General features: G+C 46.8%; 24 protein-coding genes. 4 read left to right on the top strand and 20 right to left on the bottom strand.

From position 1 onward, the window contains the following. Positions 1–178 precede the first annotated feature (178 nt). From STRDD12_RS04525 to secA, 18 genes are all read right to left on the bottom strand, one after another. Positions 179–1,378, bottom strand: a complete 1,200-nt coding sequence (locus STRDD12_RS04525; RefSeq protein WP_066915557.1) for a phosphoglycerate kinase — start codon at positions 1,376–1,378, stop codon at positions 179–181. 192 nt (positions 1,379–1,570) lie between these two features. After that, positions 1,571–2,578 (bottom strand): type I glyceraldehyde-3-phosphate dehydrogenase, encoded by a 1,008-nt coding sequence (gene gap / locus STRDD12_RS04530; RefSeq protein ID WP_066915559.1) that lies wholly within the window; start codon positions 2,576–2,578, stop codon positions 1,571–1,573. A 162-nt stretch (positions 2,579–2,740) separates the two neighbouring features. Then, a complete protein-coding gene (gene trxB, locus STRDD12_RS04535) occupies positions 2,741–3,652 on the bottom strand; it encodes a thioredoxin-disulfide reductase (RefSeq protein WP_066915566.1) in 912 nt (303 codons plus the stop codon). Between the two features lie 67 nt (positions 3,653–3,719). Next, positions 3,720–3,941 carry a DUF4059 family protein gene (locus STRDD12_RS04540; protein ID WP_066915568.1) on the bottom strand — a complete coding sequence of 74 codons (222 nt, stop codon included), beginning with the start codon at positions 3,939–3,941 and terminating at the stop codon, positions 3,720–3,722. Between the two features lie 80 nt (positions 3,942–4,021). Next, entirely contained in the window at positions 4,022–4,768 is a 747-nt protein-coding gene (locus STRDD12_RS04545) for an amino acid ABC transporter ATP-binding protein (protein WP_066915569.1), read from the bottom strand. Further along, positions 4,768–5,568 carry an amino acid ABC transporter permease gene (locus STRDD12_RS04550; RefSeq protein WP_066915570.1) on the bottom strand — a complete coding sequence of 267 codons (801 nt, stop codon included), beginning with the start codon at positions 5,566–5,568 and terminating at the stop codon, positions 4,768–4,770. The genes STRDD12_RS04545 and STRDD12_RS04550 overlap by 1 nt, the downstream gene beginning before the upstream one ends. An 11-nt stretch (positions 5,569–5,579) precedes the next feature. Continuing rightward, the gene (locus STRDD12_RS04555) at positions 5,580–6,392 is read right to left on the bottom strand and encodes a transporter substrate-binding domain-containing protein (RefSeq protein WP_066915571.1); all 813 of its coding nucleotides are present in this window, start codon (positions 6,390–6,392) and stop codon (positions 5,580–5,582) included. A 95-nt stretch (positions 6,393–6,487) separates the two neighbouring features. After that, on the bottom strand, positions 6,488–7,831 hold the full coding sequence (locus STRDD12_RS04560) for a DEAD/DEAH box helicase (protein WP_066915576.1): 1,344 nt from the start codon (positions 7,829–7,831) through the stop codon (positions 6,488–6,490). Between the two features lie 110 nt (positions 7,832–7,941). Further along, the gene (mraY, locus tag STRDD12_RS04565) at positions 7,942–8,943 is read right to left on the bottom strand and encodes a phospho-N-acetylmuramoyl-pentapeptide-transferase (RefSeq protein ID WP_066915581.1); all 1,002 of its coding nucleotides are present in this window, start codon (positions 8,941–8,943) and stop codon (positions 7,942–7,944) included. A 1-nt stretch (position 8,944) separates the two neighbouring features. Continuing rightward, a complete protein-coding gene (gene pbp2x, locus STRDD12_RS04570; protein ID WP_066915583.1) occupies positions 8,945–11,182 on the bottom strand; it encodes a penicillin-binding protein PBP2X in 2,238 nt (745 codons plus the stop codon). Positions 11,183–11,187: 5 nt separating this feature from the next. Further along, on the bottom strand, positions 11,188–11,520 hold the full coding sequence (gene ftsL, locus STRDD12_RS04575) for a cell division protein FtsL (RefSeq protein ID WP_066915584.1): 333 nt from the start codon (positions 11,518–11,520) through the stop codon (positions 11,188–11,190). After that, positions 11,504–12,469 (bottom strand): 16S rRNA (cytosine(1402)-N(4))-methyltransferase RsmH, encoded by a 966-nt coding sequence (gene rsmH / locus STRDD12_RS04580; protein WP_066915585.1) that lies wholly within the window; start codon positions 12,467–12,469, stop codon positions 11,504–11,506. The genes ftsL and rsmH overlap by 17 nt, the downstream gene beginning before the upstream one ends. A gap of 207 nt (positions 12,470–12,676) precedes the next feature. Next, positions 12,677–14,689 carry an ATP-dependent DNA helicase RecG gene (recG, locus tag STRDD12_RS04585; RefSeq protein WP_066915586.1) on the bottom strand — a complete coding sequence of 671 codons (2,013 nt, stop codon included), beginning with the start codon at positions 14,687–14,689 and terminating at the stop codon, positions 12,677–12,679. 7 nt (positions 14,690–14,696) lie between these two features. Then, on the bottom strand, positions 14,697–15,800 hold the full coding sequence (alr, locus tag STRDD12_RS04590; RefSeq protein WP_066915587.1) for an alanine racemase: 1,104 nt from the start codon (positions 15,798–15,800) through the stop codon (positions 14,697–14,699). Next, on the bottom strand, positions 15,797–16,156 hold the full coding sequence (gene acpS, locus STRDD12_RS04595) for a holo-ACP synthase (protein WP_066915588.1): 360 nt from the start codon (positions 16,154–16,156) through the stop codon (positions 15,797–15,799). Before acpS ends, alr begins: the two co-directional genes overlap by 4 nt. Before the next feature lie 57 nt (positions 16,157–16,213). Then, on the bottom strand, positions 16,214–17,239 hold the full coding sequence (locus tag STRDD12_RS04600) for a 3-deoxy-7-phosphoheptulonate synthase (RefSeq protein ID WP_066915591.1): 1,026 nt from the start codon (positions 17,237–17,239) through the stop codon (positions 16,214–16,216). Between the two features lies 1 nt (position 17,240). Next, positions 17,241–18,272 carry a 3-deoxy-7-phosphoheptulonate synthase gene (locus tag STRDD12_RS04605; protein ID WP_066915593.1) on the bottom strand — a complete coding sequence of 344 codons (1,032 nt, stop codon included), beginning with the start codon at positions 18,270–18,272 and terminating at the stop codon, positions 17,241–17,243. A gap of 20 nt (positions 18,273–18,292) precedes the next feature. Next, positions 18,293–20,839: a preprotein translocase subunit SecA gene (gene secA / locus STRDD12_RS04610; RefSeq protein WP_066915595.1), complete on the bottom strand. Its 2,547-nt coding sequence runs from the start codon at positions 20,837–20,839 to the stop codon at positions 18,293–18,295. A gap of 290 nt (positions 20,840–21,129) precedes the next feature. Here secA and STRDD12_RS04620 point away from each other — a divergent pair, with 290 nt between their 5' ends. The 4 genes from STRDD12_RS04620 to STRDD12_RS04635 are packed head-to-tail and all read left to right on the top strand — an operon-like array spanning position 21,130 to position 24,908. Beyond that, positions 21,130–21,912, top strand: a complete 783-nt coding sequence (locus STRDD12_RS04620; protein ID WP_066915601.1) for an ABC transporter ATP-binding protein — start codon at positions 21,130–21,132, stop codon at positions 21,910–21,912. A 24-nt stretch (positions 21,913–21,936) separates the two neighbouring features. Further along, positions 21,937–22,872, top strand: a complete 936-nt coding sequence (locus STRDD12_RS04625) for an ABC transporter substrate-binding protein (RefSeq protein ID WP_066915603.1) — start codon at positions 21,937–21,939, stop codon at positions 22,870–22,872. 15 nt (positions 22,873–22,887) lie between these two features. Next, on the top strand, positions 22,888–23,910 hold the full coding sequence (locus tag STRDD12_RS04630; RefSeq protein WP_066915607.1) for a FecCD family ABC transporter permease: 1,023 nt from the start codon (positions 22,888–22,890) through the stop codon (positions 23,908–23,910). After that, complete coding sequence (locus tag STRDD12_RS04635; RefSeq protein WP_066915608.1) at positions 23,907–24,908, top strand: FecCD family ABC transporter permease; 1,002 nt, start codon at positions 23,907–23,909, stop codon at positions 24,906–24,908. Before STRDD12_RS04630 ends, STRDD12_RS04635 begins: the two co-directional genes overlap by 4 nt. Before the next feature lie 83 nt (positions 24,909–24,991). Here the strand turns inward: STRDD12_RS04635 and STRDD12_RS08215 are convergent, their stop codons facing one another. Beyond that, positions 24,992–25,168 carry a hypothetical protein gene (locus tag STRDD12_RS08215; RefSeq protein WP_156471440.1) on the bottom strand — a complete coding sequence of 59 codons (177 nt, stop codon included), beginning with the start codon at positions 25,166–25,168 and terminating at the stop codon, positions 24,992–24,994. A 127-nt stretch (positions 25,169–25,295) separates the two neighbouring features. Further along, on the bottom strand, positions 25,296–25,991 hold the full coding sequence (locus STRDD12_RS04640) for an aspartate/glutamate racemase family protein (RefSeq protein ID WP_066915609.1): 696 nt from the start codon (positions 25,989–25,991) through the stop codon (positions 25,296–25,298). Positions 25,992–26,098: the final 107 nt, after the last annotated feature.

Genomic DNA, 26,098 nt, shown 5'->3' on the forward strand with positions numbered 1-26,098 from the left:
TCTGTGACAAGCCTACTGAGAATACCGGTTTGCGTTTTTCCTGTAAACTGACCGTTCCCTTTTGACCCTATAAGCAAAGCAAGTTCAACGACTTTCCTGACAAGACTGGTCCGCTCAGCAAGCACAAAAAAAGGCATCCTACGATGCCTTTTTCTAGTCCTATGGGTAAGCCCAGGACTTATTTTTCAGTCAATGCAGCCAAACCTGGCAATACTTTACCTTCGAGAAGCTCCATTGAAGCGCCTCCGCCAGTAGAGATCCATGAGAACTTGTCTGCACGTCCAAGGTTGATCGCTGCAGCAGCTGAGTCACCACCACCGATGATTGATTTCACGCCTGGTTGTTTCACAATAGCGTCCATGACACCGATTGTACCAGCTTGGAAGTCAGGGTTTTCAAAGACTCCCATTGGTCCGTTCCAAACAACTGTTTTTGCACCAGTCAATTCTTGGTCAAATTTAGCGATAGATTTTGGACCGATATCAAGACCAAGGAAACCTGGGTCAACAGCTTCACCTTCAGTGTCTTTCACTTCAGTGTAGTCAGCAAAGGCATTGGCTTCTTTTGAGTCAACTGGCAAGATCAATTTACCGTTTGATTTTTCAAGCAAATCTTTTGCCACATCCAATTTGTCTTCTTCGACAAGTGAGTTACCGATTTCGATTCCTTGCGCTTTGTAGAAAGTATAAGTCATCCCACCACCGATAAGGACTTTATCAGCTTTTTTAAGCAAGTTTTCGATAACACCAATCTTGTCAGATACTTTAGAACCACCGAGAATAGCCACGAATGGACGTTCTGGAGCTTCAACAGCTTCTTGGATGTAAGCAATTTCGTTTTCAAGAAGGAATCCAGCAACAGCTTTGTCTACGTTTGCTGAGATACCAACGTTAGAGGCATGCGCACGGTGAGCAGTACCAAAAGCATCGTTTACAAAGATACCATCTCCAAGAGAAGCCCAGTATTTACCAAGTTCTTCGTCGTTCTTAGACTCTTTTTTACCGTCAACGTCTTCAAAACGTGTGTTTTCAACCAAAAGGACTTGGCCGTCTTCCAAAGCGTTGATGGCTGCTTCCAATTCAGCACCACGCGTCACGCCAGGGATGAAGGCAACTTCTTGACCCAATTTAGCAGCCAAGTCTGCGGCTACAGGAGCCAATGATTTGCCTTCTTTGTCAGCTTCTTCTTTCACACGTCCAAGGTGAGAGAAGAGGATTGCACGTCCACCTTGTTCAAGGATGTACTTGATCGTTGGAAGCGCAGCAGTGATACGGTTGTCGTTGGTAATCACGCCGTCTTTTACAGGTACGTTGAAGTCAACACGAACGAGAACTTTTTTCCCTTTCAAGTCAACGTCTTTAACAGTCAATTTAGCCATTAGTCAGACTCCTTTTAAATTATTATACGCTTCCATTATAGCATAAAAGCCTTAATTTCCATAGTTTAAATGCGAAAGAAGTCACAAAGATAGCCATGGAAAAGCCAAAATGCCAAGGCTAAGACATAGCATCATGAAATGGAGCAAGCAAAAAGGCCCAAGCAGAGCTTGAACCTTTTCATTTAGCAAAAATTATTTAGCGATTTTTGCAAAGTATTCAAGTGTACGAACCAATTGAGATGTGTAAGACATTTCGTTGTCGTACCAAGAAACAGTTTTAACCAATTGTTGACCGTCAACTGTTTGAACTTTTGTTTGAGTTGCGTCAAACAATGAACCAAATGAGATACCTACGATATCTGAAGATACGATTGGGTCTTCAGTGTATCCGTAAGATTCGTTAGCAGCAGCTTTCATTGCAGCGTTTACTTCGTCAACAGTAACTTCTTTTTCAAGAATAGTTACCAACTCAGTAACTGATCCAGTTGGAACTGGAACACGTTGTGCAGCACCGTCAAGTTTACCGTTCAATTCAGGGATAACCAAACCGATAGCTTTAGCAGCACCAGTTGAGTTAGGAACGATGTTTGCAGCACCAGCACGGGCACGACGCAAGTCACCACCACGGTGTGGTCCGTCAAGGATCATTTGGTCACCAGTGTAAGCGTGGATAGTTGTCATCAAACCTTGTTTAACACCAAAGTTGTCTTGCAAAGCTTTAGCCATTGGTGCCAAACAGTTAGTAGTACATGAAGCACCTGAGATAACTGTTTCAGTTCCGTCAAGTGTTTCGTGGTTTGTGTTAAATACGATTGTTTTAACGTCGTTTCCACCAGGAGCAGTGATAACAACTTTCTTAGCGCCACCTTTAAGGTGTTTTTCAGCTGCTTCTTTCTTAGCAAAGAAACCAGTTGCTTCAAGAACGATTTCTACACCGTCAGTAGCCCAGTCGATTTGTTCTGGGTCACGTTCAGCAGAAACTTTAACGAATTTGCCGTTAACTTCGAATCCGCCTTCTTTAACTTCAACAGTTCCGTCAAAACGTCCTTGTGTAGTATCGTATTTCAACAAGTGTGCAAGCATTACTGGGTCAGTAAGGTCGTTGATACGAGTTACTTCTACACCTTCAACATTTTGGATACGACGGAATGCAAGACGTCCGATACGACCGAAACCGTTAATACCAACTTTAACTACCATTCGTGATTTCCTCCTTATGAAAATCAAAAAAATATTTTTTCAAAGCTATGCTTTGAACCTATTGTGAAAAGGTTAACAAGTCAACGTCTACTAACCTTTCAACGCTTTCATTATATCATGATTTGAAAAAAAAGCAACTGAAAAAAACAGTTGCCCTAGAGTTTAATGATTTTGTAAATATTGGTAAACACCCACACCCGCTTGCGCGCCGTCACCGACAGCTGTCGCAATTTGACGCAGTTCTTTTTGGCGAATATCACCCACCGCAAAAAGGCCTGGGATGCTGGTTTGCATGCTGTCATCTGTCTTCACCCAGCCCTCTGCATCGGTTACACCCAGTTGGCTGACCATCTGTGAAACAGGAATGAGACCGACATAAATAAAGACGCCGCCGAAAGCATGGTTTTCACTTTCACCCGTTTTCACATTTTTGACGACCAGTTCTTGCACCTTAACATCGTCCCCTTTAATTTCTTCAACGACACTGTCCCAAAGAAATTTAATTTTAGGGTTTTTAAAGGCACGATCTTGCAGAATTTTTTGCGCCCGCAATTCATCACGGCGATGGATAATGGTGACACTTTTGGCAAACTGGGTCAAGTAGATCGCTTCTTCGACGGCAGAATCCCCGCCACCGACAACAGCCAAATCTTGATCTCTAAAGAAAGCCCCATCACAGACAGCACAATAAGAAACGCCTCGGCTATTGTAGGTCTCTTCACCAGGAACACCTAGCAGACGGTGGTAAGCCCCTGTTGCTAAAATAACGGTTTTAGCTTGGTAGGCTTCCTCTTCTGTCCGGACAATTTTAATAGAGCCGTGGTCTTGAACCTCCTGAACAATGCCATAAATATGTTCAACACCGAATTTTTCCAATGGTTCATACATATTCATCGCCAACTCTGGTCCAGAAATCATTTCATAGCCTGGGTAATTTTCAATCTCTGAGGTATTGTTCATCTGTCCGCCAGGAGCCCCTTGTTCAATCAAACCAACTTTAAGGTTAGCGCGAGCCGCATAGAGAGCTGCTGTCATCCCAGCAGGGCCAGAACCAATAACTAATGTATCAAACATGCTTTTCCTCCTCATTAGGCAAAAATCATAGGCTTATTATAACGCAAAGGTGTCAAAATCCTTGTGATTATGCTTGCAACATAATCACAAGGGCCGCAAAGGCAAAGGAGGCGACCGGAATGGTGACCAAATTGATCATCAAGAGATCATAAAGAAATGACCGTCGCTGAACGGCCAAGCGATCCTTGCGCCTCACCACCCGAAAAAGTAACCAGATGATACTAGAAGCGAGACCAAAAACAGCTGCTAACGCTAAGCCTAAGATATAAAATCGAAATAAATCTGCCATGCCTTCCCCTTTGCCTGCACCATTTGTCAAATAAGGAGAGGCAGGTAGATTTACCAGCCTCTCGTCTTTCTCTTATTATATCAGATAAAGGTTTTTTTGTAACTGGCGAAAAATTCTTTTGTTCGTTCGTTCTTTGGATGGTTGAAAATTTCGTCCGGTGTGCCCTCTTCGATGATGTGTCCCTTGTCCAAAAAGAGCACTCGGTCAGAGACTTGACGGACAAAACTCATATCGTGGCTGACCAAAATCATGGTTTGGCCTGCTCTGGCGGACCGGACGATAGAGGCTTCAACTTCTCCAACCAGCTCTGGGTCAAGCGCAGAGGTGGGTTCATCCAACAACAGTACTTCTGGTTTCATGGCCAATGCCCGTGCCAAAGCCACCCGTTGTTTTTGCCCCCCAGATAGATGGCGTGGGTAATGGTTTTCACGATCAGCCAGACCAACTTTGGCTAATTCATTGCGGGCAATCTTGGTCGCTTCATCATCTGACAGATGCTTGACGACTTTTAGGCCCTCTTTCACATTTTCCAAAGCTGTCCGCCGACTAAAGAGGTTGAACTGTTGAAACACCATGGATAGCTTGCGTCGGAGCGTCAAAATGTCATCTTGACTAATGGTCGCAAAATCGACAGTAAAATCACCATCTAGGGTCAACTCTCCTGAATCAGGCTGTTCCAAATAGTTGAGACTGCGCAAGAAAGTTGACTTTCCGGCACCGGAAGCGCCAACCAGTGCAATCACTTCCCCTTTTTCAATTTCCAAGTTTAAATCATTCAAAACCGTTTGCCCAGAAAATGTTTTGCTCAAATGACGAATACTAATCATTATTTGATTCCTCCTTCTGCCGCAATGTCTTCACTAATATCTGGTGATTCGGTGATATCCATTTTCTTTTCAATCAAGCGACCAATATTTTCAATAATGACGCTGATTGCCCAATAAATCAAGGCAACGGCGATGTAGCGTTCAAAGTAGCGGTAGTCAGCACCACCCAAAATTTGGGCTTGAGCGAACATTTCAACGATACCTGCACTAAAGGCCAATGATGTCCCCTTGGTCAAACCAATCAAAGTATTAATCAAAGTCGGTACTGCGACTACTGCTGCATTAGGAATAATCACTCGACGGTAGACTTGGGCATTGGTCATCCCTAGGGCACGCGCCGCTTCAATTTCACCAGGGTCAACTGACAAGATCGCAGCGCGAATGGTTTCACTGGTGTAGGCGGCTTCATTGAAAGCAAAGGCCGTGATGGCAAAGACAGATGCTGGGATACCGTTGATATTGAGATTCAAGTTATACTTACGGTTGATGATGTTGAGTACTAAGGGAATCCCGTAGTAGGTTAACATCAGTTGTACCAAGATAGGCGTTCCCCTCAGGAAAGAAACAAATACTGCCTGGATGGGATAGAGGATGCGCACACGATTGATTTTAACGATGGCAAAAAACAAGGCTAAAATCAGACCAAAGAAGGCACCACCTAGCGTTAACCCTAGTGTGATGGGTAAGCGTTCTAAAATACTCGGAAAAGCATCAAAGACAGCCCGCCAGCTAAAACTTGTACCATCTGGAATTAACTTTAAAAAATTATCATACCAAGATGCCGCTAAATATATCGTCATGTCAGTCCCCCTTAGTTAAGCTCGGTAACGTAGTCACCACCAAAATACTTTTGGCTAATTTTCTTCAATGTGCCATCCGCTTTCAAGGCCTTCAGACGCTTGTTAACAAATTTTTGCAAGGCTTTCCCCTCTTTGCTATTAGCAAAAAGGAAGTATTCCTTGCCAGCTTTGTCATCATCATCTAGCTGGTCTTTTAGTTTGGTGACTGTCAGCTGAAGTTTTTGATCCTTGACAACGTAAGCTGAAGAAATCTGGTCATAGAGGATAAAATCAATCTTACCACTTTCAATATTCTGCAAACGTGAGGTTAAACCGGTTTGACTGGATACATAGTTGATGGTAATTGGCTTATCGCTATGGTCTTTGTTGTAATTTTCTAAAACCTGTGCGTAGTTGGAGCCTGCCATGGCTTCGGTAGTCTTGCCGGCCAAGTCATCCAAACTCGCATATGAGGTCCCTTTCTTTGAGACAATGGCATAGTGGGACTTGGATACCGGATCAGAAAAGAGGTATTTCTTAGCCCGCTCATCGTTATAGTTGTAGTCGTTGGCCGCAATCTGATAGCGCCCTGCATCCACACCTGTTAGGATGGATGAAAAACCAACCGTCTGAAAGGAAAGCTTGTAGTCTTTTGACCCCTTAAAAACTGCCTTAAGAACGTCAATATCATAACCCTTAAAACTATTTTTTTCCTTATAGGTAAAAGGGGCGGTGTCCGAATCGGTTGCGACAGTCACTGTGGTTTGCGCTGCCAAGACACGCTGCCCCGTCACAAAGCTCAAGCCCAAAACTAGAGCCAATAATAAGTGTTTAAACTTTTTCATAGCATACTCCTCATATTATTGGACTAGTATATCACGGGTAAAAAAAAAAGACCATTAGCTTCTTTCTATCACTGTGATAGGTCTTTTTTATCAACTTAAAAACTTTGACGTTTGGCTTTTCGTTCTGCCCGTCCTCTGGCACGGTTTTCAGCACGCCGTTCCTTACGTCGTTTTTCGTCCACTTTCCATTGGATTTTCTTTTTATAGCCTGGTTTGATTTTTTTCTTTTTCTTCTTCACGAGGCCAATCATTTCAGTGTCCAGCTTTTTGTAGCCCTTTTCACGATTTTCCCGACGGTCACGGTCATAAGTATCGCTAAATTCCCCATTTTTGAGCTGTTTTGGCACAAAACTGATGCCTAACTTTTCCAACTCTCGAATATCTGAGTCATCACTTGGCTGGTAAAGGGTAATGGCAGTTCCAGACAGGCCATTGCGCCCTGTACGACCCACCCGGTGGACAAAAAAGGACAAGTCCTGCGGAATAGCATCGTTGATGACATGGCTAACCCCCTCGATATCGATACCACGGGCTGCCAAATCTGTCGCAACGATATAAGGATAATCCAATTTTTTAATTTGTCCCATGATGCGTTTACGTTCCCGAGGGCTAATTCCCCCATGGAGCTTAGCTACCTTGAGGCCATTAGCCAGGAGGAATTGGTGCAAGTCATCCGCGCGCTCTTTCGTGTTAACAAAAATCATGGCCAGATAAGGTTGCAAGGCCTTGGTCATTTCTAGGATGAGCTGGTTCTTATTCTGACCCTTGGTTGAAATCAGCCAGTTGTCAATCGTATCAGAAATAACCGTCTGGTTCTTGATTTTTTCCATCACAGGCGACTGCAGGTATTTTTTCAAGAAAGGTTGAAGTTTTTGCGGAATGGTCGCTGAAAAGACAAGGATTTGCACGTCTTTCCCCAAACGGGCAGCGATTTTATCCACAGTCGTCAAAAAGCCCATGTCCAAGGTCATATCTGCCTCGTCAATGACCAAAGTTTTTGCCGTGTGGATGGCTAGGTGTCCTGAAGCCACCATATCATAAATACGGCCAGGTGTCCCAATGACTAAATGGGGTTGCTGTTGGTCAATCTTTGCTTGTTGGCGTTGCTTATCTGTCCCTCCGACCAAGGTCATGATGCGCAAGGGTTGTGGCGAAAACTGAGCCAATTGTAAGGCCGCTTCAGAAATCTGACGGGCCAATTCGCGACTAGGGGCCGTAATAACTGCCTGAACAGCCTCGATAGTAGGGTCTAATTGCTCAAAGATCGGCAGCAAAAAGGTATGGGTCTTACCAGACCCTGTTTTTGATTCCCCCACCAAATCGCGTCCAGACAGGACAAGGGGAATAAGTTTTTCCTGAACAGGGGTTGCTTCCTTAAAGCCAATCGCTTGAAGGGCCTCCTGAAGGTAAGGTTTTAACGTAAATTCTGTAAATTTCATAATAGTCTCGATTCTTTGAAGGTGCGACAAGAGTGTTTTGGGGCAATTGCGGTTTCCAAAAGAAAACAAGTCCTAGCTGTTAGGCAGCGACAGGGCTTGTTTGTGTCCTTTTATTTGAGAAAGACAATCAAAAGGGCCAGAACACTACCAATCGCATTGACTGTCCAAAAGAGGCCGTCTACCTGCCACTCGGACCATGTTTTTCCATGTCCAGTGAAACCACCCAGCTCAAAGTGATGGTGCAAAGGGGTCATACGGAAAATGCGACGCCCTTCTCCATACCGCTTTTTGGTCCATTTGAAGTAGAGCACCTGAAGCATGACAGAAGCTGTTTCCAAAATGTAGACTAGCCCAACCAAGAGCAAGGTCCACTCCCGATGGAGGGAAATTGAAATGGCTGCTAAAAGCGCCCCCAGGGCTAGACTGCCCACGTCTCCCATGAAAATTTTGGCGGGTTTGTGGTTGAAGACAAAGAAGGCGAGCAAGGCGCCGATAGCTGCGGCAATCATTAACAAGACATCAAAATTTTGTTCCTTGACAGCAATCAAAGCATAGGCCACCAGGCTGATAACCACCGAAATGGTTGCCAGGCCATCAATCCCATCAGTCAAATTGACCGCATTTGAAAAACCAACCAGCCAAAAGACGACAAATAGGAGGTAGAAGATTCCCAAATGAATGGCAATCCCAAAAAAGTTAATGCTATCAATGCCACTCGGACGGACATGCAAGAAATAAAAGAAGAGCGCACCGACCACTTGAAGACTGAATTTTTGTATAGGGGTCAATCCTTCATTCTTTTGGCGAAAAATTTTGACAAAGTCATCCCAAAAGCCAATCAGGCCGTAAATGAGAAGAACGGAAACCATGGCCCAAATACCGCCGTGGAGGGTTTGCACCAAGAAAGAATAAATCAAGGTCACCACCACCATGGCCAGCAGGAAAACTGTCCCACCCATGGTCGGTGTTCCAGCCTTGGCTTGGTGCTGCTTTACATCTTCGTGCATCTGCTGACCTGAAATATGCGCTCGACGATACCAACGCATAAATACCGGAACGCCCACTAAGGTGAGGATAAAGGCAGTTAGACCTGCCAAGCTAAACATTATCATTTTATTCTCCTAAAGTAACTGTGATTTTCTTGGTATCTTTGAGCTTGGTCGTAGTGTCCTTGTCCTGAGCAGTGACACGTCCATTGCTACTCCCCTTGAAACTCACTTTGAGATTGTGCCATTTGGCGAAGGTCTTGACATTTTCCTTGGTCCAACCATACATATCTGGCACGGTTGTCACCTGGTCCGTTAGCAACAAGACTTGCTGGTTGGCAGACAATTTATCCTTTTGACCGACAGAGATTTTAGCAATCTTGCTACCGTTACCGACGATGACTGGATGAATCAGATTGTTCCGAAGCGTCTGTGCCACTTCACCTGGGGCCTTGCCAATGACATTTCCGATTTCATAGCTGGTCTCTCCCTTACTTTCGCTGGTTGCGGTTGGCGTGGCCATCAGGCTATCTTTCATCTGCTCTGCTTCAGTTAAGACAGGGTTAACAACGGTCGCATAAAAACTAATTTGGAAATTTTCAGGCTGTTGAATGGTGACGTACATCACAAAGTCAGGATTATCTGACGGAACCATGGCAACAACAGAATAGACATAATCATGAGCGCCGGTTAAATAGCCGCCATCGCCGGCAATCTGGGCTGTCCCTGACTTGACCGCGACAGATAAATCACCAACCTGAATAACGGGTGCCCCTTTGGCATAAAGTGTCCCATAATAAGGGTCGGTTCCAACATTGACCATATAGTTACGGGTTTGACTGGCTGCATCAGCCGAAACGGGGTTTCCGACAACTTCTGAGCTGGCTACCCGTGTGGTCGAAGTATTGGGGTCATAGAGTTTTGAAATAAATTGTGGTTCTAGCATGACGCCGTTGTTGGCGATAGCCCCAAAGGCACGCAGCATTTGAACCTGAGTGACTGAAATCCCTTGCCCAAAAGCTGACATAATCACGTTGACGGCATTATCAGAGATACTACCAGAATCTTCATTGGACATCCCAAAACGTGTCGGGAAGCCAAATTTGAATTTCTCAAGATAGGAACTCCACTTGCTGTTCCCCATTTTTTGCTCCAAGAGGGTCATCCCCACGTTACTCGACAGGGAGAAACCTTGGGCAAAGGTCAAGGTTTGCGCATCACGCCCCTCATTGACCGTCCAGTCATTGATGGTGGTATCGTAGACCGTCACCCCGTTGTTGGTGTAGGTTTCGTTGGGGTTAAAGGTGCCATTATCAATAGCCGAAGCCAAAAGCATGGTCTTCATGGTAGACCCTGGCTCGTACATGCCCTGATAAAGGGCCGTCGTCCAGGTAAAGTTTTGGGCGGTCATGCCATCTAGCGTTGACGCATTGAAGGTCGGCCGCTGAGTGGTGGCAAGGATTTCCCCTGTTTTAGCATTGACCACAGTCGCTGCCGCTAAGACCCCATTGGCCTGAGCTTGAAAGGCATCCATTTGCGTCTCTAGGTAAGTTTGCAAGGGCGCTGACAAGGTGGTGTAAACGTCTTTCCCATTGACGGCTTTTTTGGTCACCGTCCCGGTTCCTAAGAGCGTGTTCCCATTTTTGTCCTTTTCATAAACAATGGTACCATCCGTCCCAGACAAGATGCTATTTAGCGAAGACTCCAGACCCGTACTTCCCTGCAAACTAGACGTGCCGTCCTTGTTTTCGTGCAATTGGGCCAGGCCGATAAAGTGGGAGGCAAAAACCCCATTTGGGTAAGAGCGTCCAGGCGTCGTGGTAAAGTTGATGCCCTCGATTCCTGCTTCTTTCGCCGCTTTTTGCACTGCGGTCATAGTCGTATAACTAAGGCCCGTCCCCTGCGTTCCAAAGGAGACTTGTTTTAACTTTTGTTGCTGCAATTGGCTCTTAACATAAGCCGTATCCATGCCTAATAGCTGGTTGAAAATTTCAGCAACCTTATCGTACTGGGACTCTTGGACAAATAACTTCTTACCTGTCGCGTCCTTGTAGGTCTTATCAATGACAGCATAGACACTGTAGGTGGTCGAATCTTCGGCAATCACATTGCCATCGCGGTCATAAATCGTCCCACGTTTGGCTTGCAGGGTCTGGCGTGTTTGATAGACTGCCTTGGCACCTGCGGATAGGTTTTCCCCAAATTTGCTATCCGTCCCAATAATGATAATAAAGTTGATAATAAAAACGAAAAACAGAACAACCGCTAAAATCATGAGATTCTGGCCGACCCGTTCTCGATTGCCACGAGGCGTTTTTCGTCCGCTTAAGATATAGCGGAGAAGGCGTTCTCTGAGATTTTTCACATACCCTACTCGACTTTCTTGATATTATCGTTGGAAATGGTCAACCCAGCCTCTTGCGCTATCTGAGCGATGCGGTCATAGGCTGATAATTCGTTGACTTGTTGCTTGGCATTTTCATAACGGGTCTGGCCATCACTGATATCTGCATTCAGTTTGGTGATGCGTTGCTGGACTTGCTGGCTACGGCTTTGCAGGTAGATCGTCGATACAGCCATGACAATCGCTGTCAAAATAATGGTGCCATAAAAGGCCAATTCCAAGCGTGTAAAGCGGTGCACATGGCGTGCAACAGCTTTTTGGGTTAATTGTTCCCGTTCTCTTCTAATTTCTTTGGCCATCGTCTTTTACCCTTTCAATCACCCGCAACTTGGCAGAATGTGCCCGATTATTGGCTGCTAGTTCTGATGCAGACGGTAAAATCGGTTTCCGATTCACCAAACGGTAATGAGGCTGCATGTCCTCTGGGATAAATGGGAGACCCTTTGGAACATCCACCGTAGATTTCTCTTTAAACAACTGTTTGGTCAGGCGGTCTTCTAAAGAATGAAAAGTAATCACCGCACAACGCCCATCAACCGTCAAAAGGTCCAGCGCCTGTTCCAAGGAATCCTCAGCCGCCCCCAATTCATCGTTGACCGCAATGCGAATGGCTTGGAAAATTTGTTTGGCGGGATGCCCTTTTTTGCGTAAAGCCTTGGCTGGTTTAGCGGATTTAATGAGCTCGGCTAATTCTGTCGTTGTTTCAATCGGCTTAATCTCACGGGCTTTTTCAATGCGTCGTGCGACCTGCTTTGCAAAGGGGTCTTCCCCATAACGAAAGAAAATTGTGACCAAATCGTGGTAACTATAGGTATTGACCACATCATAAGCGGTCAGGGCTTGGTCTTGGTTCATCCGCATGTCTAGAGGGGCCTCCAGCTTATAAGAAAACCCTCTTTCTTGTCTGTCTAACTGAGGGCTAGACACCCCTAAATCATAAAGAATCCCATCAATTTGTGAGACGCCTTCTTGCGCCAAAGCAGTGGTTAGGTCTCTAAAATTGGCATGAATAAAGGTCACCTGTCCCTTATCAACTGCCTCAACCAAGCGTTGCTGAGCATTGGCAATAGCCGTCATATCCTGGTCGAAACAATAAAGGTGCCCCCCTTCTCCCAGTTGAGATAAGAGGTAAGCGCTGTGTCCTGCCCCACCTAAGGTGGCGTCAACATAGATACCGTCTGGCTTTACCGCCAAGGCATCCACCGTTTCTTTTAAAAGTACTGTTGTGTGATTAAAGTCCATTCCCATAGCCTTACTATTGTATCATATTTTCAAGCCAGATGACTTAAGCAAGGGCAAAAAGAAAAGAGCCCCCAGCTGACGCCATCTTGTCTAGGTTAGCTCTAATTCCTTCTAAAAAAATCAGGCATCATCACACGCAATGCGCTTGATAGCCCCATATTTTTGAACTCCCATCTCGTTTTTTGTTTGAAAGGCCTAGAAAGAGGGAGCGCTTTAGTCCAGATGGTCTGGCCTTGACAGAAAATTGGTTACCAGTGACCAGGGGGCAGTTTCTTGCCAATCTGGGATAGCCGCAATCTCTTGGGCGACCTTTCGCGCCTCCTCAACGATGGCAAAATCCTGAACCAAATCAACCGTCCGAAACTCAGGGATGCCAGACTGACGGACACCAAAAACTTCACCCGTCCCTCGCATTTTCAAATCTTCTTCTGCTAAAACAAAGCCATTGGTCGTTTCCGTCATGATTTGCATGCGGCGTTTGCCTGAATCTGTTTTAGGATTGGCCACCAAAATCGCATAAGACTGCTTGTCTCCCCGACCGACACGGCCACGTAACTGGTGGAGTTGGCTCAAACCAAAGCGGTCCGCATCCATAATCAGCATAATACTGGCATTCGGCACATTGACACCAACCTCAATAACGGTTGTGGAGACCAAAACATCTAGTTCGTGGGCTTTGAAAGCGGTCATGACCGCCTCTTTTTCGTCGTTTTTCATCCGACCATGCATCAAGTCCAGACGAATGGACGGCCCAAAATAGGTGCTTAATTCCTCTTTGAGCGCCATGGCATTTTTCAAATCTAGCGCTTCTGACTCTTCAATCAAAGGAGAAACAACGTAGACCTGAGCCCCTTCCTTGACTTGCCCTTGGACCCAATCCAAAACTGTCTCCAACTGCTGGTGTTTGACCCAGCGGGTGACAATGGGCTTACGCCCCGCCGGCAACTGGTCAATCACAGAAACATCCATCTCCCCAAAAGCAGTGATGGCTAAGGTTCTGGGGATTGGGGTTGCTGTCATCATCAAGACGTCGGGATTGTCGCCCTTTTCACGAAAGGCCTGACGTTGCTTAACGCCAAAGCGGTGCTGTTCGTCTGTGATGACTAGTCCCAAACGCTGGTAAACAACACCTTCTTGAATGAGGGCATGAGTCCCCACAATCATGTCCACTTGCCCAGAGGCAATGGCATCAAGGGCTGCTTTTTTGACAGCGGTTTTCATCCCCGATGTCAAAAGGGCAATGGACAGGTCTGGAAAAAGACCTTGCAAACTCTCATAATGCTGCTCAGCCAAGATTTCTGTCGGGACCATGAGGGCCGATTGATAGCCCGCCGTATAGCTGGCATACATGGCTAGACTAGCCACGACAGTCTTTCCAGAACCCACGTCCCCTTGCAAAAGACGGTTCATATGGCGAAAAGAAGCCATATCCGCTAAAATCTCTGACAAACTGTTTTCCTGTGCGGCTGTCAAAGCAAAAGGAAGCTGGGCTTTTTTGGCATTCAATTGCTCAAGATCATAGTTTTCTTGAATGCCTGGAACAGCCATCTCTTGCCCCTTGAGCTGAGCCAGTTGCATTTGGAAGTAAAACAATTCCTCAAACTTGACCCGGCGTAGGGCAGCCTTATAGCTGGCTTGGTCAGCTGGAAAATGCATATCGTGAATAGCTGTTTGCCGGTCGACTAGGCGGTAACGCTCTAGGAGAGGCGAAGGCAGATTTTCTGGTACAAGCGCCAAATAGCCAGCCTCAAAAGCCGTGCGAATCATGCCAACCAATTTTTGTTGACTAATACCCTTAGCCAGATGGTAAACCGGTTGCATGTCGTCAGTCACTTGAGCTAAGACTTTCATTCCCACTAGCGAGGCTTTAGCCGCCTGCCATTTTCCAAAAATGGCCACCTCCTCATCTAGCTGAATCTTATCCTGTAAATAGGGCTGATTGAAAAAGCTAACATTGATCACCAGATCTGCTTGTTTGATTTTAAAGGATAGCCGATTGCGCGCTCGGCCATAATATTGCACCTGGGGTGGGGTCACAACCCGCCCTGTCACAACCGCCTTTTCCTCATCACCCAAATCGGCCACAGACTTTTGCGAAAAATCTTCATAACGAAAAGGGTAATAAGTCAGAAGGTCTTCAAGGGTAAAGAGGCCTAATTTGGTGTAGGCCTCTGCACTTTTTGGCCCTACCCCCTTGAGAACCGTTAGAGAATCTTGTAACTGCATAAGCCTCCTAACGGTAAACCCTTGGGATGCGGTCACTCAGCAAGCATAAGACTTCATAGTTGATGGTCTGCCGATAGGCCGCAATATCTGTCGCTGTAATTTGGTTAGCCCCATCTGTCCCTAAAAGGGTAACCCGTGTCCCGATAGGGTAAACTTTGGGCAAGCGAATGGTAATCTGGTCCATGGAGACCCGGCCAACCACAGGGCAAAAATGCCCATCGACCAGCACATAAAAGTCTTGCATATCTCTGGTATAGCCATCCGCATAACCAATGGGTAAGGTCCCAATCACTTCGTCAAACAAGCTGACATAAGTCGCCCCATAGCCTACCTGGCTACCCGCTGGCACCTCTTTGACGTGTACCAATTCGCTGGTAATGCTCAGGGCAGGCTCTAAGGGATAGGGCAGGTCTAGGGCTTGACCACTTGGGTTGATACCGTACATGGCGGCCCCTAACCGCACAGCATTAAAAACCGTGTCAGCATGCCAAAGACTAGTTGCTGAATTACTACTGTGGATGAGGGGAGGAAGCTTGTCTAGGTCGGCTAGAATAGTCTTAAATCGGGTCAACTGCTGCTCAAAAAAGCTAACATCTGCTTCATCAGCCGTGGCAAAATGGGTGAAAATACCAGCCACTTCACAACCTGCCGCTTCTAAAGCTGTCATGGCCTTGTTGAGACTTTCGGCATCACGAAAACCAATCCGCCCCATACCTGAGTCGACCTTGAGGTGAACTTGAAGACCACGCAAATCCTTAGCAAAAGCTTGAGCTTGGTCCAACCATTCTAAGCTAGCCACTGTTAGGGTGATGCGATAGGCCCTTGCCAATCGGAGATTATCCGGCATGACCACCCCTAGAATGAGAATATCCTGCGCAATCCCAGCTGTCCGTAATTCCAAGGCTTCATCCAGATTAGAAACGCAAAAAGCATCTACTTGATCCTCAACAGCTTGTGCGACTTCCTGGGCCCCATGCCCATAGGCATTGGCCTTAACAACCGCAAAAGTCTGCGTCTTTTTGGGCAAATGCGCCTGAATGGTCGCAATATTTTCTCGGATTTTATCGGTTTCTACCACCACTTGCGTGGGGCGGTGTAAACTTGGAATCATACATCCTCCTCTAAGATGACACTGGCTTGCACAAAATCTCCGCTATGGCTAATCGACACAAAAGCTTTCCCGTCATAAGGCAAACGTGAAAAGTAAGGAGCCCCCTTGCTATCCGACAAAACCTCTAGGTCTTGAAAACCTACTGTTTTTCCAATGCCAGTTCCTAAGGCTTTTGAAAAAGCCTCCTTGGCCGCCCACCGTCCTGCCAGATAGGTCAGTTGAGCCTGTCTCGGTTTTTGCTGAAAAACGGCTAACTCAGCAGGAGTCAAGACCCGCTGGGCAAAACGCGGGTGCTTGTCTTGAGCTTTAGCGATAGCTGAAATGGCCTGCAAATCAATCCCATGTCCTCTAATCATACCTGATGAAAAGTGAGTGAACCTGTCAGTTGGTCTGACGAGTCCACTCACTCCTTTCTATAATTGTTGATAAATGTCTTCAATCATGGCCTTGGTCTTGTCCCAACCGAGACAAGGGTCGGTGATGGATTTCCCGTAAATTACCGGTTCATCTTGACGACCGTCTTCGAGATAAGACTCAATCATAAAGCCACGCACAGCCTTTTTGATGTCCTCGTTCCAGTCACGGTTAATCAAGGTCTGCCGTACAATTCTAACCTGTTCCAGGTAGTTTTTCCCAGAGTTGTCATGGTTGGTATCAATGACGATGAAGGGATTTTCTAAGCCCATTTGCTTATAGCTAGCAATGGCACGTACGACTTTATCGTAATAATAATTAGGCTGATTAACCCCATATTCGTCCAGAGCTCCCCGTAAGATGGCATGAGCCAATGGGTTCCCGTCGGTTTTCACCTCTGAATTATTGTAGATAAAATGTTGTTTGTTTTGTGCCGCATAAATGGCATTAAACATAATATTGAGATTCCCTGAAGTGGGGTTTTTCATCCCAGTTGGGGCATCTAATCCAGAAGCGACAAAGCGGTGTTCCTGGTCCTCGACAGAGCGTGCACCTACTGCGTGGTAGGACACAAGGTCATCCACCAAGCGAAGGTTTGAAGGGTAGAGCATTTCATCTGCCGTTGTCAAGCCCGTCTCTGTAATCACGCGGTAGTGCAAGTGACGAACAGCCTTGATGCCATTAATCAAATCTGGGTGTTTGGAGGTGTCTGGCTGGTGAACCAAGCCCTTGTAGCCATCCCCATTGGTCCGTGGTTTGGCTGTGTAAACCCGCATGACGATAAAAATTTTATCCTTAACAGCTTCCTGCAAGGCCGCCAAACGGTGAGCATAATCCAAAACAGCTTCTTCGTTATCCGAAGAGCAAGGGCCGATGACCAAAAGCAAGCGGTCATCCTCACCACGGATAATAGCCGCCAACTCTTTGTCCCGCGCTTCTTTAGTTGCCAAAGCCTGTCCAGAGAGTTTGGAGTAAGCTTTCACTTCCTGGATATCCAAGGGAAGTCCTTGTTCGTGAATCGCCATCTTATTTTCCTAACGTTTCGTAAATATCTTCAATCAATGTTTGGGTCTTGTCCCAACCTAAGCATGGGTCGGTGATAGATTTTCCATAGACAAGGGGTTCATCTTGGCGACCGTCTTCTAGGTAAGACTCAATCATGAAACCACGTACCGTCTGCTTGATTTTTTCGTTCCAGTCACGGTTAATCAAGGTTTGACGAATGATACGGATTTGTTCCATGTATTGCTTACCAGAGTTATCATGGTTGGTGTCAATGATGATGAATGGGTTCTTAAGCCCCATTTTTTCATAGTGGGCAATCGCTTCTAAAATATTTTCATAGTAGAAATTTGGAACATTCTCCCCATGTTCGTTGACTGCACCACGCAAGATAGCATGGGCCAAAGGATTGCCTGATGTTTCAACTTCTTCGTTGTTGAACAGGAAATTCTGCTCATTTTGAGCCGCATAAATCCCATTAAACATCACATTCAGATTACCAGAAGTTGGGTTTTTCAACCCTGTTGGCACATCAATCCCTGAAGCGACAAAACGGTGTTGTTGGTTTTCAACAGAACGTGCCCCCACAGCGATGTAAGACACCAAATCATCAACCAAGTGCAGGTTTTCTGGATACAGCATCTCATCAGCCGTTGTCATCCCTGTTTCAGTGATCACACGGTAGTGCAAGTTACGCACAGCCTTAATCCCATTGATCAAGCTTGGTGCTTGTTGGGTATCTGGTTGGTGCATCAGTCCCTTGTAACCATCACCATTGGTCCGTGGTTTGGCGGTGTAAACCCGCATGACGATGAAAATCCGGTCTTTGACAGCTTCTTGTAATTTGGCCAAACGGTGGGCATAGTCCAAGACAGCTTCTTCATTGTCAGATGAACAAGGGCCAATCACCAAGAGCAGACGGTCATCTTCTCCTTTGATGATAGCTTCCAGTTCACGGTCACGCGCCTCTTTGTTTGCCAAGGCTTGGCCGGTTAATTGTGACTCTTTGCGTACGGCATCGATATCGATTTTTTCACTTTTTGGTGTGAATGTCATGGTTATCCCCTTTTTCTATCCTAATACTGTTTTTTTCCATGGCAATTTTTAAATTTCTTGCCTGAGCCACATGGACATGGGTCATTGCGTTTGACCTGGCTGTAGTCGATGTCAGACTCTTCAATCTCTGCTAGCGTCTTTCCAACATGGGCTGGCTTGATATTGCGCACAGCGGTTGTCGACGCATGTTCTGGTTCCCGTTCACGTTCTTGTTCGTGGATTTGCGCCTTCATCATGGTCCGTGTGACGTCAAATTCGATTGAGCCAATCATATCTTGGAACATACGGAAACCTTCGGCTTGATATTCGACCACTGGGTTATTTTGTGCATAACCACGTAGTCCGACAGAATTGCGCAATTGGTCCAAAGCATCGATATGGTCTGTCCATTTGTTATCGACAACCATCAAAATCAGAACCTTTTGGAATTCTTTAACAGCCTCTTCGTCTCGCAAGCGAGCGATTTGCTTGTCGTAAACTTTTTCAGCCCGTGCGTACAAGTCTGCCTTTAGCTCTTTATCCGACTTGTCTGTCAAATCCGCCATTGAGATACTATCTTCTGGCAAGAGACTTGATTTGGCAAAGGTCAAGATGGCTTCCAGCGTTTCCTCACGGCTGCTGCCTGAGTGACTGTGGCCGTCGACTGTGCGGTCGATTGTGCGACCAATCATGGCCTTGATTTCAGGGCCCAGGTCTCGGTCGGCGGTAATCACATCGTAGCGTTCAGCGTAGATAATTTCCCTTTGCTCACGCATAATGTCATCATACTGCAAGACCTGTTTACGGGTATCGTAGTTGTTCCCTTCCACACGTTTTTGAGCGGACTCGACCTGACGAGAAAACATCCGTGATTTGATAACGGTGTCGTTTTCATCCAAACGCATCCGCTCTAGGATGGCCTTGATGCGGTCTGAACCAAAGCGGCGCATGAGGTCATCTTCTAAAGACAGGTAAAATTGAGATTCCCCCGGGTCCCCTTGACGACCCGCCCGTCCACGCAATTGGTTATCAATCCGACGGCTCTCATGGCGTTCTGTCCCGATGACACAAAGGCCACCCAGGTCACGAACCCCCTCGCCCAATTTGATGTCGGTTCCACGACCTGCCATATTGGTTGCGATGGTAACCGCCCCACGCTGACCGGCGTTCATGATGATTTGTGCTTCTTTAAAGTGGTTTTTGGCATTGAGCACTTCATGAGGAATGCCTGCCTTGACCAACTCTTGTGAAAGCAAGTCAGAGGTCTCAACCGCCACGGTACCCACCAATACCGGTTGGCCACGGTGATGGCGTTGTTTGACTTCATCTACAACCGCACGGAATTTTGATTGCAGGGTTGGGTAAAGAATATCTGCATGGTCAATCCGCGCAATGGGTTTGTTGGTTGGGATAGGAATGATGCGCATGTTATAGACTTCGCGGAATTCTTCTTCTTCCGTCTTAGCCGTTCCTGTCATCCCAGCCAATTTTTTGTACATGCGGAACATGTTTTGGTAGGTAATCGAAGCTGACGTCTTGGTCTCATCTTGGATTGGTACCCCTTCTTTGGCTTCGATAGCTTGGTGCAAGCCATCTGAGAAGCGACGCCCTTCCATGGTCCGTCCAGTAAATTGGTCGACGATGAGAATTTCCTTATCTGGACTAACAACGTAGTCAATGTCTAAGAGCATGATGTAGTTTGCTCGAAGGGCATTGTCAATAAAGTGTGTCAGCGCAACGTTTTCCAAGTCATAGAGGTTATCTAGGTTAAAGAAAGCCTCGGCCTTATCAATCCCAGAATCTGTCAAACCGATGGTCTTGGTCGGTGTATCAATGGCATAATCAGACTGGTGTAAGGTTTTTACAAAACTATCGGCACGGTAATACAATTGGTTGGTCTCAGAGCTGACAGGACCAGACACAATCAAAGGGGTCCGTGCTTCATCGATAAGAACGGAGTCCACCTCATCCACCAAGGCGAAATTCAAAGGCCGTTGCACCATGTTTTCCTTGCGGACAACCATGTTGTCACGTAGGTAGTCAAAACCGATTTCGGCATTGGTCGAATAGGTAATGTCGCAAGCATAGGCTTCACGCTTTTCTTGTGGCGATTTGGCCGCTAGGTTAATCCCAACAGATAGGCCCAGCCAGCTATATAACTCACCCATCTCTGTCGCATCACGTGTAGAGAGGTATTCATTGACCGTGATAACATGCACACCTTCACCTGCCAAAGCATTCAAGTACACAGGCATGGTCGCAGTCAGGGTTTTCCCCTCACCCGTCCGCATTTCAGGGACATCACCATGGTGAAGGACGATCCCTCCCATGATTTGCACATGATAAGGGTAGAGGCCTAGCACTCGGCGGGCCGCCTCACGGACAACCGCAAAGGCCTCGGGCAAAAGGGCATCTAGACTTTCACCCTTTTGATAACGTTCTTTAAATTCCTCTGTTTTTGCCTGCAGTTGCTCATCTGTCAGGGCTTCCATTTCTTCGGCGTACGATTCGACTTTTTTGGCCGTACGGCTCAATTTTCTGAGCTCGCCACGATCATTTTCAATGACACTTTTTAATAGGTTGGCCATAATGTTTCCTTTCGCTAATCTATCGCTCCATTTTAGCACAAAAAACGGCTACTTTCAAGATGTGACCGCAGATTGCTTTCGCCTTCTACTGGCCTTAAATCCCCTGCTCATGGCCCCACCCAAGACGGGCCAGCCATATTTCCTCAGCGACCGTCCAACTGACTTAGACCTGCCAAACCCCAAGCAAAACCATGGTCCCTTACCAGCCAAGCAAGCTTTGAATGCGCTATATTTTAAGATTGGCTTATGTTATAATGATTTTTAATCCACAAATAGAAAGGAGGATAGATATGACACATCTTCAAGCTGATGGCATTCAAGTCGGTTACGACACCAGGCCTATCTTGGACCAACTGAGTGTGACCATCCCCCAAGGACAAATCACGACGATCATCGGGGCCAACGGCTGTGGAAAATCCACACTGCTTAAGGCACTTACCCGACTCCTACCCCTGACGGATGGGCAGGTCATCCTAGATGGTCAAAACATTGCCACACTGCCTACCAAGGCCGTCGCAAAGAAAATCGCTCTCTTGCCCCAAGTTTTAGGGCAAGAAGAACACATCAAGGTCTACGATTTAGTGGCTTACGGCCGCTACCCGCACCAGTCTTTTCTAGGGTCTTTGTCCGACAAGGATAAGGCCTGCATTGACTGGGCTTTGGACGTGACGGGCACACAAGCTTTAAAAGACCAGCCAGTTGACGCCCTATCGGGTGGCCAACGTCAGCGGGTCTGGATTGCCATGGCTCTGGCCCAGGACACGGATACCATTTTTTTAGATGAACCGACCACCTACCTCGATTTGAACCATCAGCTCGAAATCCTTGAGCTCCTCAAAGAGCTCAACGAGACGACGCACAAGACCATTGTTATGGTCTTGCACGATCTCAATTTATCGGCCCGTTTTTCAGATTATCTCATCGCCATGAAAGACGGCCAAATCATCACCCAAGGGTCTGTTTGGGATGTGATGACTGCTGACCATTTGAAAGACATTTTCCAAATCCAAGCGGAGCTAACCCAAGACCCTATCACCCATCGCCCTATCTTACTGACCTATCGGTTAGTATAGTCCCTATAGATTATGGAGTTTTATATGCACCGTAAAAAAATCTGGCTAGGTCTTGCTAGCCTCATCACCCTCTTGCTTTTTTTAGCGGGTTGTCAAGCCTCATCCACTAACCAAAGCAAGACATCCAGCATGCCAAAAATTTCAGGTTTTAGCTATTCTGGTAAAATCCCTGAAAATCCGAAAAAAGTTGTGAACTTCGCCTACTCTTACACCGGTTATCTGCTCAAACTCGGGGTCAATGTGTCTAGCTATTCCCTTGATTATGAAAAAGACAGCCCAGCCTTTGGCGACCAACTCAAAAAGGCTAAGAAATTGCAATCTAGCGATACAGAAGCCATTGCGGCACAAAAACCTGACTTGATTATCGCTTTTTCGACTGACCAAAACCTGGACAAGCTCAAAAAAATTGCACCCGTCCTTGTGATCACCTACGGAAAACACGACTACCTGGATATGATGACACAACTCGGCAAGGTTTTTGGCAAGGAAAAAGAAGCCCAAAACTGGCTCAGCAGTTGGAAAAAACAAGTCGCATCTGCTAAGAAAACCTTAGCCAAAACCATCCCTAGCGATGCAACCTTTACCGTCATGGACTTTTATGATAAAAACATCTACCTCTACGGCAACAACTGGGGCCGTGGTGGCGAACTGGTCTACGATGCCCTAGGTTATAAAGCCCCTCAAAAAGTTCAAGACGATGTCTTTAAGACGGGCTACTTTGGCGTATCACAAGAAGCCATCGGTGACTACATCGGCGATTATGCTATTTTAAATAGCACAAAAGCTAGTGCTGATTCTGTCAACGCCTTAACCGAAAGCGACGTCTGGAAAAACACGAGCGCTTACCAGAACAAGCATGTCTTCCAAGTTGACGAAGCCCTCTTTTACTTTTCTGACCCTCTGTCATTAGAAAGTCAATTGAAGGCCTTCATCAAACTAGCGCAAGACCAAGCTAACTAAGGCAAGGGGCCTTTTATGGCAAGTTTATTTCCACAAAAAGGTCTCAAAAAACAGCCAAAAGCTTTTTGGCTTGTTTTTTTCACCTTGTTTTGTTTATTGCTCTTAGGCTTCTATCTCGCTTTACGCTTTGGGGCCATTGCTTATAGCACACAGGACCTTTGGACAACCTTGCAAGAGCCTTTCCGTCAAAATGCCCTATCCGATGTCATCATCGACCTGCGCCTGCCACGGGTCATCGCCGCTGCCTTAGTGGGGGCTGCCATGGCTAGCTCCGGCGCCATCATGCAAGGGGTTACTAAAAATCCCATTGCTGACCCAGGGCTACTAGGCATCAATGCAGGGGCTGGGCTCGCTCTTATTCTTACCTATGCCTTTTGGGGGTCAATTCCCTATCTAGGCCTGATACTGGTCTGCCTTTTAGGTTCTCTTTTAGCGACCTTCTTGGTCTTTGGACTAGCTTATCAAAGACAAAAGGGGTTTCCCCCACTTCGCCTACTCCTAGCCGGCGTCATGGTAGCCAGTTTTTTCACTGCCCTTGGACAGGCCATTACCCTAGCCTTTAATCTTTCTACACGAGTGATTGGCTGGCAGGCTGGCGGTTTAGCAGCGACCAATTGGTCCATGCTGGGCATCATTGCACCACTCATCCTGCTAGGGCTTGTTTTGGCGCAGTTACAGGCTCATCAGCTCAATATTCTCAGTTTGGATGGGCAGTTAGCTCAAGCCTTGGGACAATCCTCACAGAAGGTCCGCTTGCGTGCGCTAGCCACCGTTCTCTTGCTCTCGGCAACAGCAGTCTCTCTGGTGGGAGCCATTGCCTTTGTGGGCCTCATCATTCCCCACGCCATCGCTAGCCTTGTCAAAAAAGATTACCGACAGTTATTGCCTTTAACAGCTTTGGCTGGAGCTGTCTTTTTGATTTGGGTAGATCTGGTCTGTCGGCTTATTCAAGCACCTAAGGAAACCCCAATCAGTGCGGTGATTAGCTTGGTCGGTCTGCCTTGCTTTTTATGGTTAGTCAGAAGGGAGCGCCTATGACCTCTAAAGCCAAAAAAATCAAACTCAGCTTTCTGATTTGCCTTTGTCTGCTAGCAGCTTATGGCGCTTTGGCCGTTGGAGACAGCAGTCAAGACCTGACTTTGCCTTTGGCTGTCCTGACAGGTCAGGCCGATAGCGCTTCAGTCTTTATCCTGACAGAAATTCGACTTCCCCGCCTTTTAGTGACACTGGTTGTCGGTTGCGCCCTAGCAGTAGCAGGTAAATTGCTACAAACCCTGACTCGAAACCCTTTGGCTGATGCAGGTGTTTTAGGCATCAATGCAGGAGCTGGACTTGCCATCACCTTGGTAGTGGCCTTTGCAGACAGTAGCCTGATTGCCACCCAAGCGCTCATGGTTCTGGCTGCCTTAGCAGGCGGTTTAGCTATTATCAGCCTCATTTTTCTTCTAGCCAAAGAAAAAGGGCGTCCGCTCAATCCCACGCGCTTCATTATCACAGGTGTCGGCTTGGCTACCCTTATTTCAGGGCTGATGATTGCTCTGATGGCTGGCTTAAATGATAACCAAACCAGCTTGGTAACCAATTGGTTAAGTGGTCAGATAACAGGTGACAACTGGACCAGTCTAGCGGTTTTTAGCCCCCTTATCGGTATTCTTCTCGATTTAGCCTACTGCCGCAGCCAGGCCCTCAATATTTTGGCCCTCCCTGAAGAAACCGCACAAGGGCTGGGCCTCCATCTGCACCGCGAGCGCCTATACGCATTATTCCTAGCCGCTGGCTTGACCGCTATCAGTGTCGTCTTAGTCGGCAACGTCAGCTTTATTGGCCTTTTGGCAGGCCACTTGAGTCAGCGTATCTTTGGTCAGGACCATCGTTGGACCTTGCCGGCCAGCGCCTTGATAGGATTGCTCTTTTTCAGTCTAGCGGATAGCCTTGACAGACTCTTTCTGGTTGGTACCAATATCCCAACTGGCCTTGTCATCGCTGTTATCGGCGCCCCTTACTTCCTCTGGCTGATGTCACAAAGCAAGACCTAAAACTTTCATGGGCCAATAAAATAAAAAGAGAGTCCTCTCGATAACCCCTTAAAGGTATCCGGTTATCGCGTGACTCTCTTTTTTTAATTGCGGTTGGTGAAAACGAGCTGTGCCTTACTGTCAAATCCTTTGGCTAAAAGGGTGTAGTAGTCTTTAGCCGATTGCGTGATTTGTTCCTTATAGGCTTCGAGATACTTGGCCTGTTCTTTGTCTGACAGGGCATCCGTGACAGCCTTTTTCCACCCCTTAACGATGCACACCCCTCATAACGGTATCGATTGCACCGTGACGGCGTATGGGATTCCATTTTATAGCGGCTTGTACGTCCATCGGCTACACCTTCTTTCCTGGAGTTTCTGTGTTGCAAGCTAGAAGTTGTCGATTCGCTTAGCCATGCATGATCAAGTCAACAAGTGCGTTGATATGCACCTGCATCACGTCAATGTAGGGCACCGGCAACTCCACGCCGTCAAAGATCAGCGGCAGTTCTGTGCAACCCAGCACAACCGCCTGCACCCGCTCCTCTCGGATAATGCGCTCTGCAATCTCTTTGAACGCCTGTTGTGTCTCCGGCAGTACTTTGCCAAATTCCAGCTCTGTTTCAATTTTTGTCCCGATGTAGTTCCTTTCCTCCGCATCGGGTGTTATCACTTCAATACCGCCTTTTGCAAAGGAGTTCTGGAAGAACTTCCCCTCCATAGTGGGCAGCGTACCAAGCAAGCAGATCTTCTTGTAGCCGTGCAGCAAGGCGTAGTCCCCTGCCGTGTCCACCATGCTGATAAGCGGGATAGGCGATGCTTGAGACAGCTCGTCAAATACGATATGTGGCGTGATGCCTGTTAGCGTGGCATACTGCGCCCCGGCTGCTGCCAGATTGCGGATGCCTTTTAGAAGATACTCCATCAATCCAGCATAGTCCTGTTTCCCGCAAAAGTTCAGCACATCAAACACACTCAGACTTTCGATGGTCAGATTTGGGAAAAAGCTGCGTCCCACCTTCTGTTGTACGCCGTATTCAATACCCTTGTAATACTCGATGGTGGATTCCGGCCCTGTACCGCCGATCAGCCCAAGTTTGTTCATTTCTGCACCTCGCATTCCAGATAGACCTGTTCTTCTTCAATAAGACCTTGTAGCAGGGACGTAGTCCTTACTTTGGAACAGTCAGATATTTTTCCTGCAGTTCCGAG

Source organism: Streptococcus sp. DD12 (genome assembly GCF_001578885.1).
Taxonomy (GTDB): domain Bacteria; phylum Bacillota; class Bacilli; order Lactobacillales; family Streptococcaceae; genus Streptococcus.

What these genes read in the sequence shown, in the direction of transcription:
- STRDD12_RS04560 (WP_066915576.1), bottom strand. Translation starts at nt 7,831, where the DNA reads ATGAAATTTACAGAATTTACGTTAAAACCTTACCTTCAGGAGGCCCTT.
- STRDD12_RS04550 (WP_066915570.1), bottom strand. Translation starts at nt 5,568, where the DNA reads ATGACGATATATTTAGCGGCATCTTGGTATGATAATTTTTTAAAGTTA.
- mraY (WP_066915581.1), bottom strand. Translation starts at nt 8,943, where the DNA reads ATGATAATGTTTAGCTTGGCAGGTCTAACTGCCTTTATCCTCACCTTA.
- alr (WP_066915587.1), bottom strand. Translation starts at nt 15,800, where the DNA reads ATGATTCCAAGTTTACACCGCCCCACGCAAGTGGTGGTAGAAACCGAT.
- STRDD12_RS04540 (WP_066915568.1), bottom strand. Translation starts at nt 3,941, where the DNA reads ATGGCAGATTTATTTCGATTTTATATCTTAGGCTTAGCGTTAGCAGCT.
- STRDD12_RS04605 (WP_066915593.1), bottom strand. Translation starts at nt 18,272, where the DNA reads ATGACATTCACACCAAAAAGTGAAAAAATCGATATCGATGCCGTACGC.
- acpS (WP_066915588.1), bottom strand. Translation starts at nt 16,156, where the DNA reads ATGATTAGAGGACATGGGATTGATTTGCAGGCCATTTCAGCTATCGCT.
- ftsL (WP_066915584.1), bottom strand. Translation starts at nt 11,520, where the DNA reads ATGGCCAAAGAAATTAGAAGAGAACGGGAACAATTAACCCAAAAAGCT.
- STRDD12_RS04620 (WP_066915601.1), top strand. Translation starts at nt 21,130, where the DNA reads ATGACACATCTTCAAGCTGATGGCATTCAAGTCGGTTACGACACCAGG.
- STRDD12_RS04545 (WP_066915569.1), bottom strand. Translation starts at nt 4,768, where the DNA reads ATGATTAGTATTCGTCATTTGAGCAAAACATTTTCTGGGCAAACGGTT.
- STRDD12_RS04640 (WP_066915609.1), bottom strand. Translation starts at nt 25,991, where the DNA reads ATGAACAAACTTGGGCTGATCGGCGGTACAGGGCCGGAATCCACCATC.
- STRDD12_RS04635 (WP_066915608.1), top strand. Translation starts at nt 23,907, where the DNA reads ATGACCTCTAAAGCCAAAAAAATCAAACTCAGCTTTCTGATTTGCCTT.
- STRDD12_RS04600 (WP_066915591.1), bottom strand. Translation starts at nt 17,239, where the DNA reads ATGGCGATTCACGAACAAGGACTTCCCTTGGATATCCAGGAAGTGAAA.
- STRDD12_RS04555 (WP_066915571.1), bottom strand. Translation starts at nt 6,392, where the DNA reads ATGAAAAAGTTTAAACACTTATTATTGGCTCTAGTTTTGGGCTTGAGC.
- STRDD12_RS04525 (WP_066915557.1), bottom strand. Translation starts at nt 1,378, where the DNA reads ATGGCTAAATTGACTGTTAAAGACGTTGACTTGAAAGGGAAAAAAGTT.
- secA (WP_066915595.1), bottom strand. Translation starts at nt 20,839, where the DNA reads ATGGCCAACCTATTAAAAAGTGTCATTGAAAATGATCGTGGCGAGCTC.
- STRDD12_RS04630 (WP_066915607.1), top strand. Translation starts at nt 22,888, where the DNA reads ATGGCAAGTTTATTTCCACAAAAAGGTCTCAAAAAACAGCCAAAAGCT.
- trxB (WP_066915566.1), bottom strand. Translation starts at nt 3,652, where the DNA reads ATGTTTGATACATTAGTTATTGGTTCTGGCCCTGCTGGGATGACAGCA.
- recG (WP_066915586.1), bottom strand. Translation starts at nt 14,689, where the DNA reads ATGCAGTTACAAGATTCTCTAACGGTTCTCAAGGGGGTAGGGCCAAAA.
- rsmH (WP_066915585.1), bottom strand. Translation starts at nt 12,469, where the DNA reads ATGGGAATGGACTTTAATCACACAACAGTACTTTTAAAAGAAACGGTG.
- gap (WP_066915559.1), bottom strand. Translation starts at nt 2,578, where the DNA reads ATGGTAGTTAAAGTTGGTATTAACGGTTTCGGTCGTATCGGACGTCTT.
- STRDD12_RS04625 (WP_066915603.1), top strand. Translation starts at nt 21,937, where the DNA reads ATGCACCGTAAAAAAATCTGGCTAGGTCTTGCTAGCCTCATCACCCTC.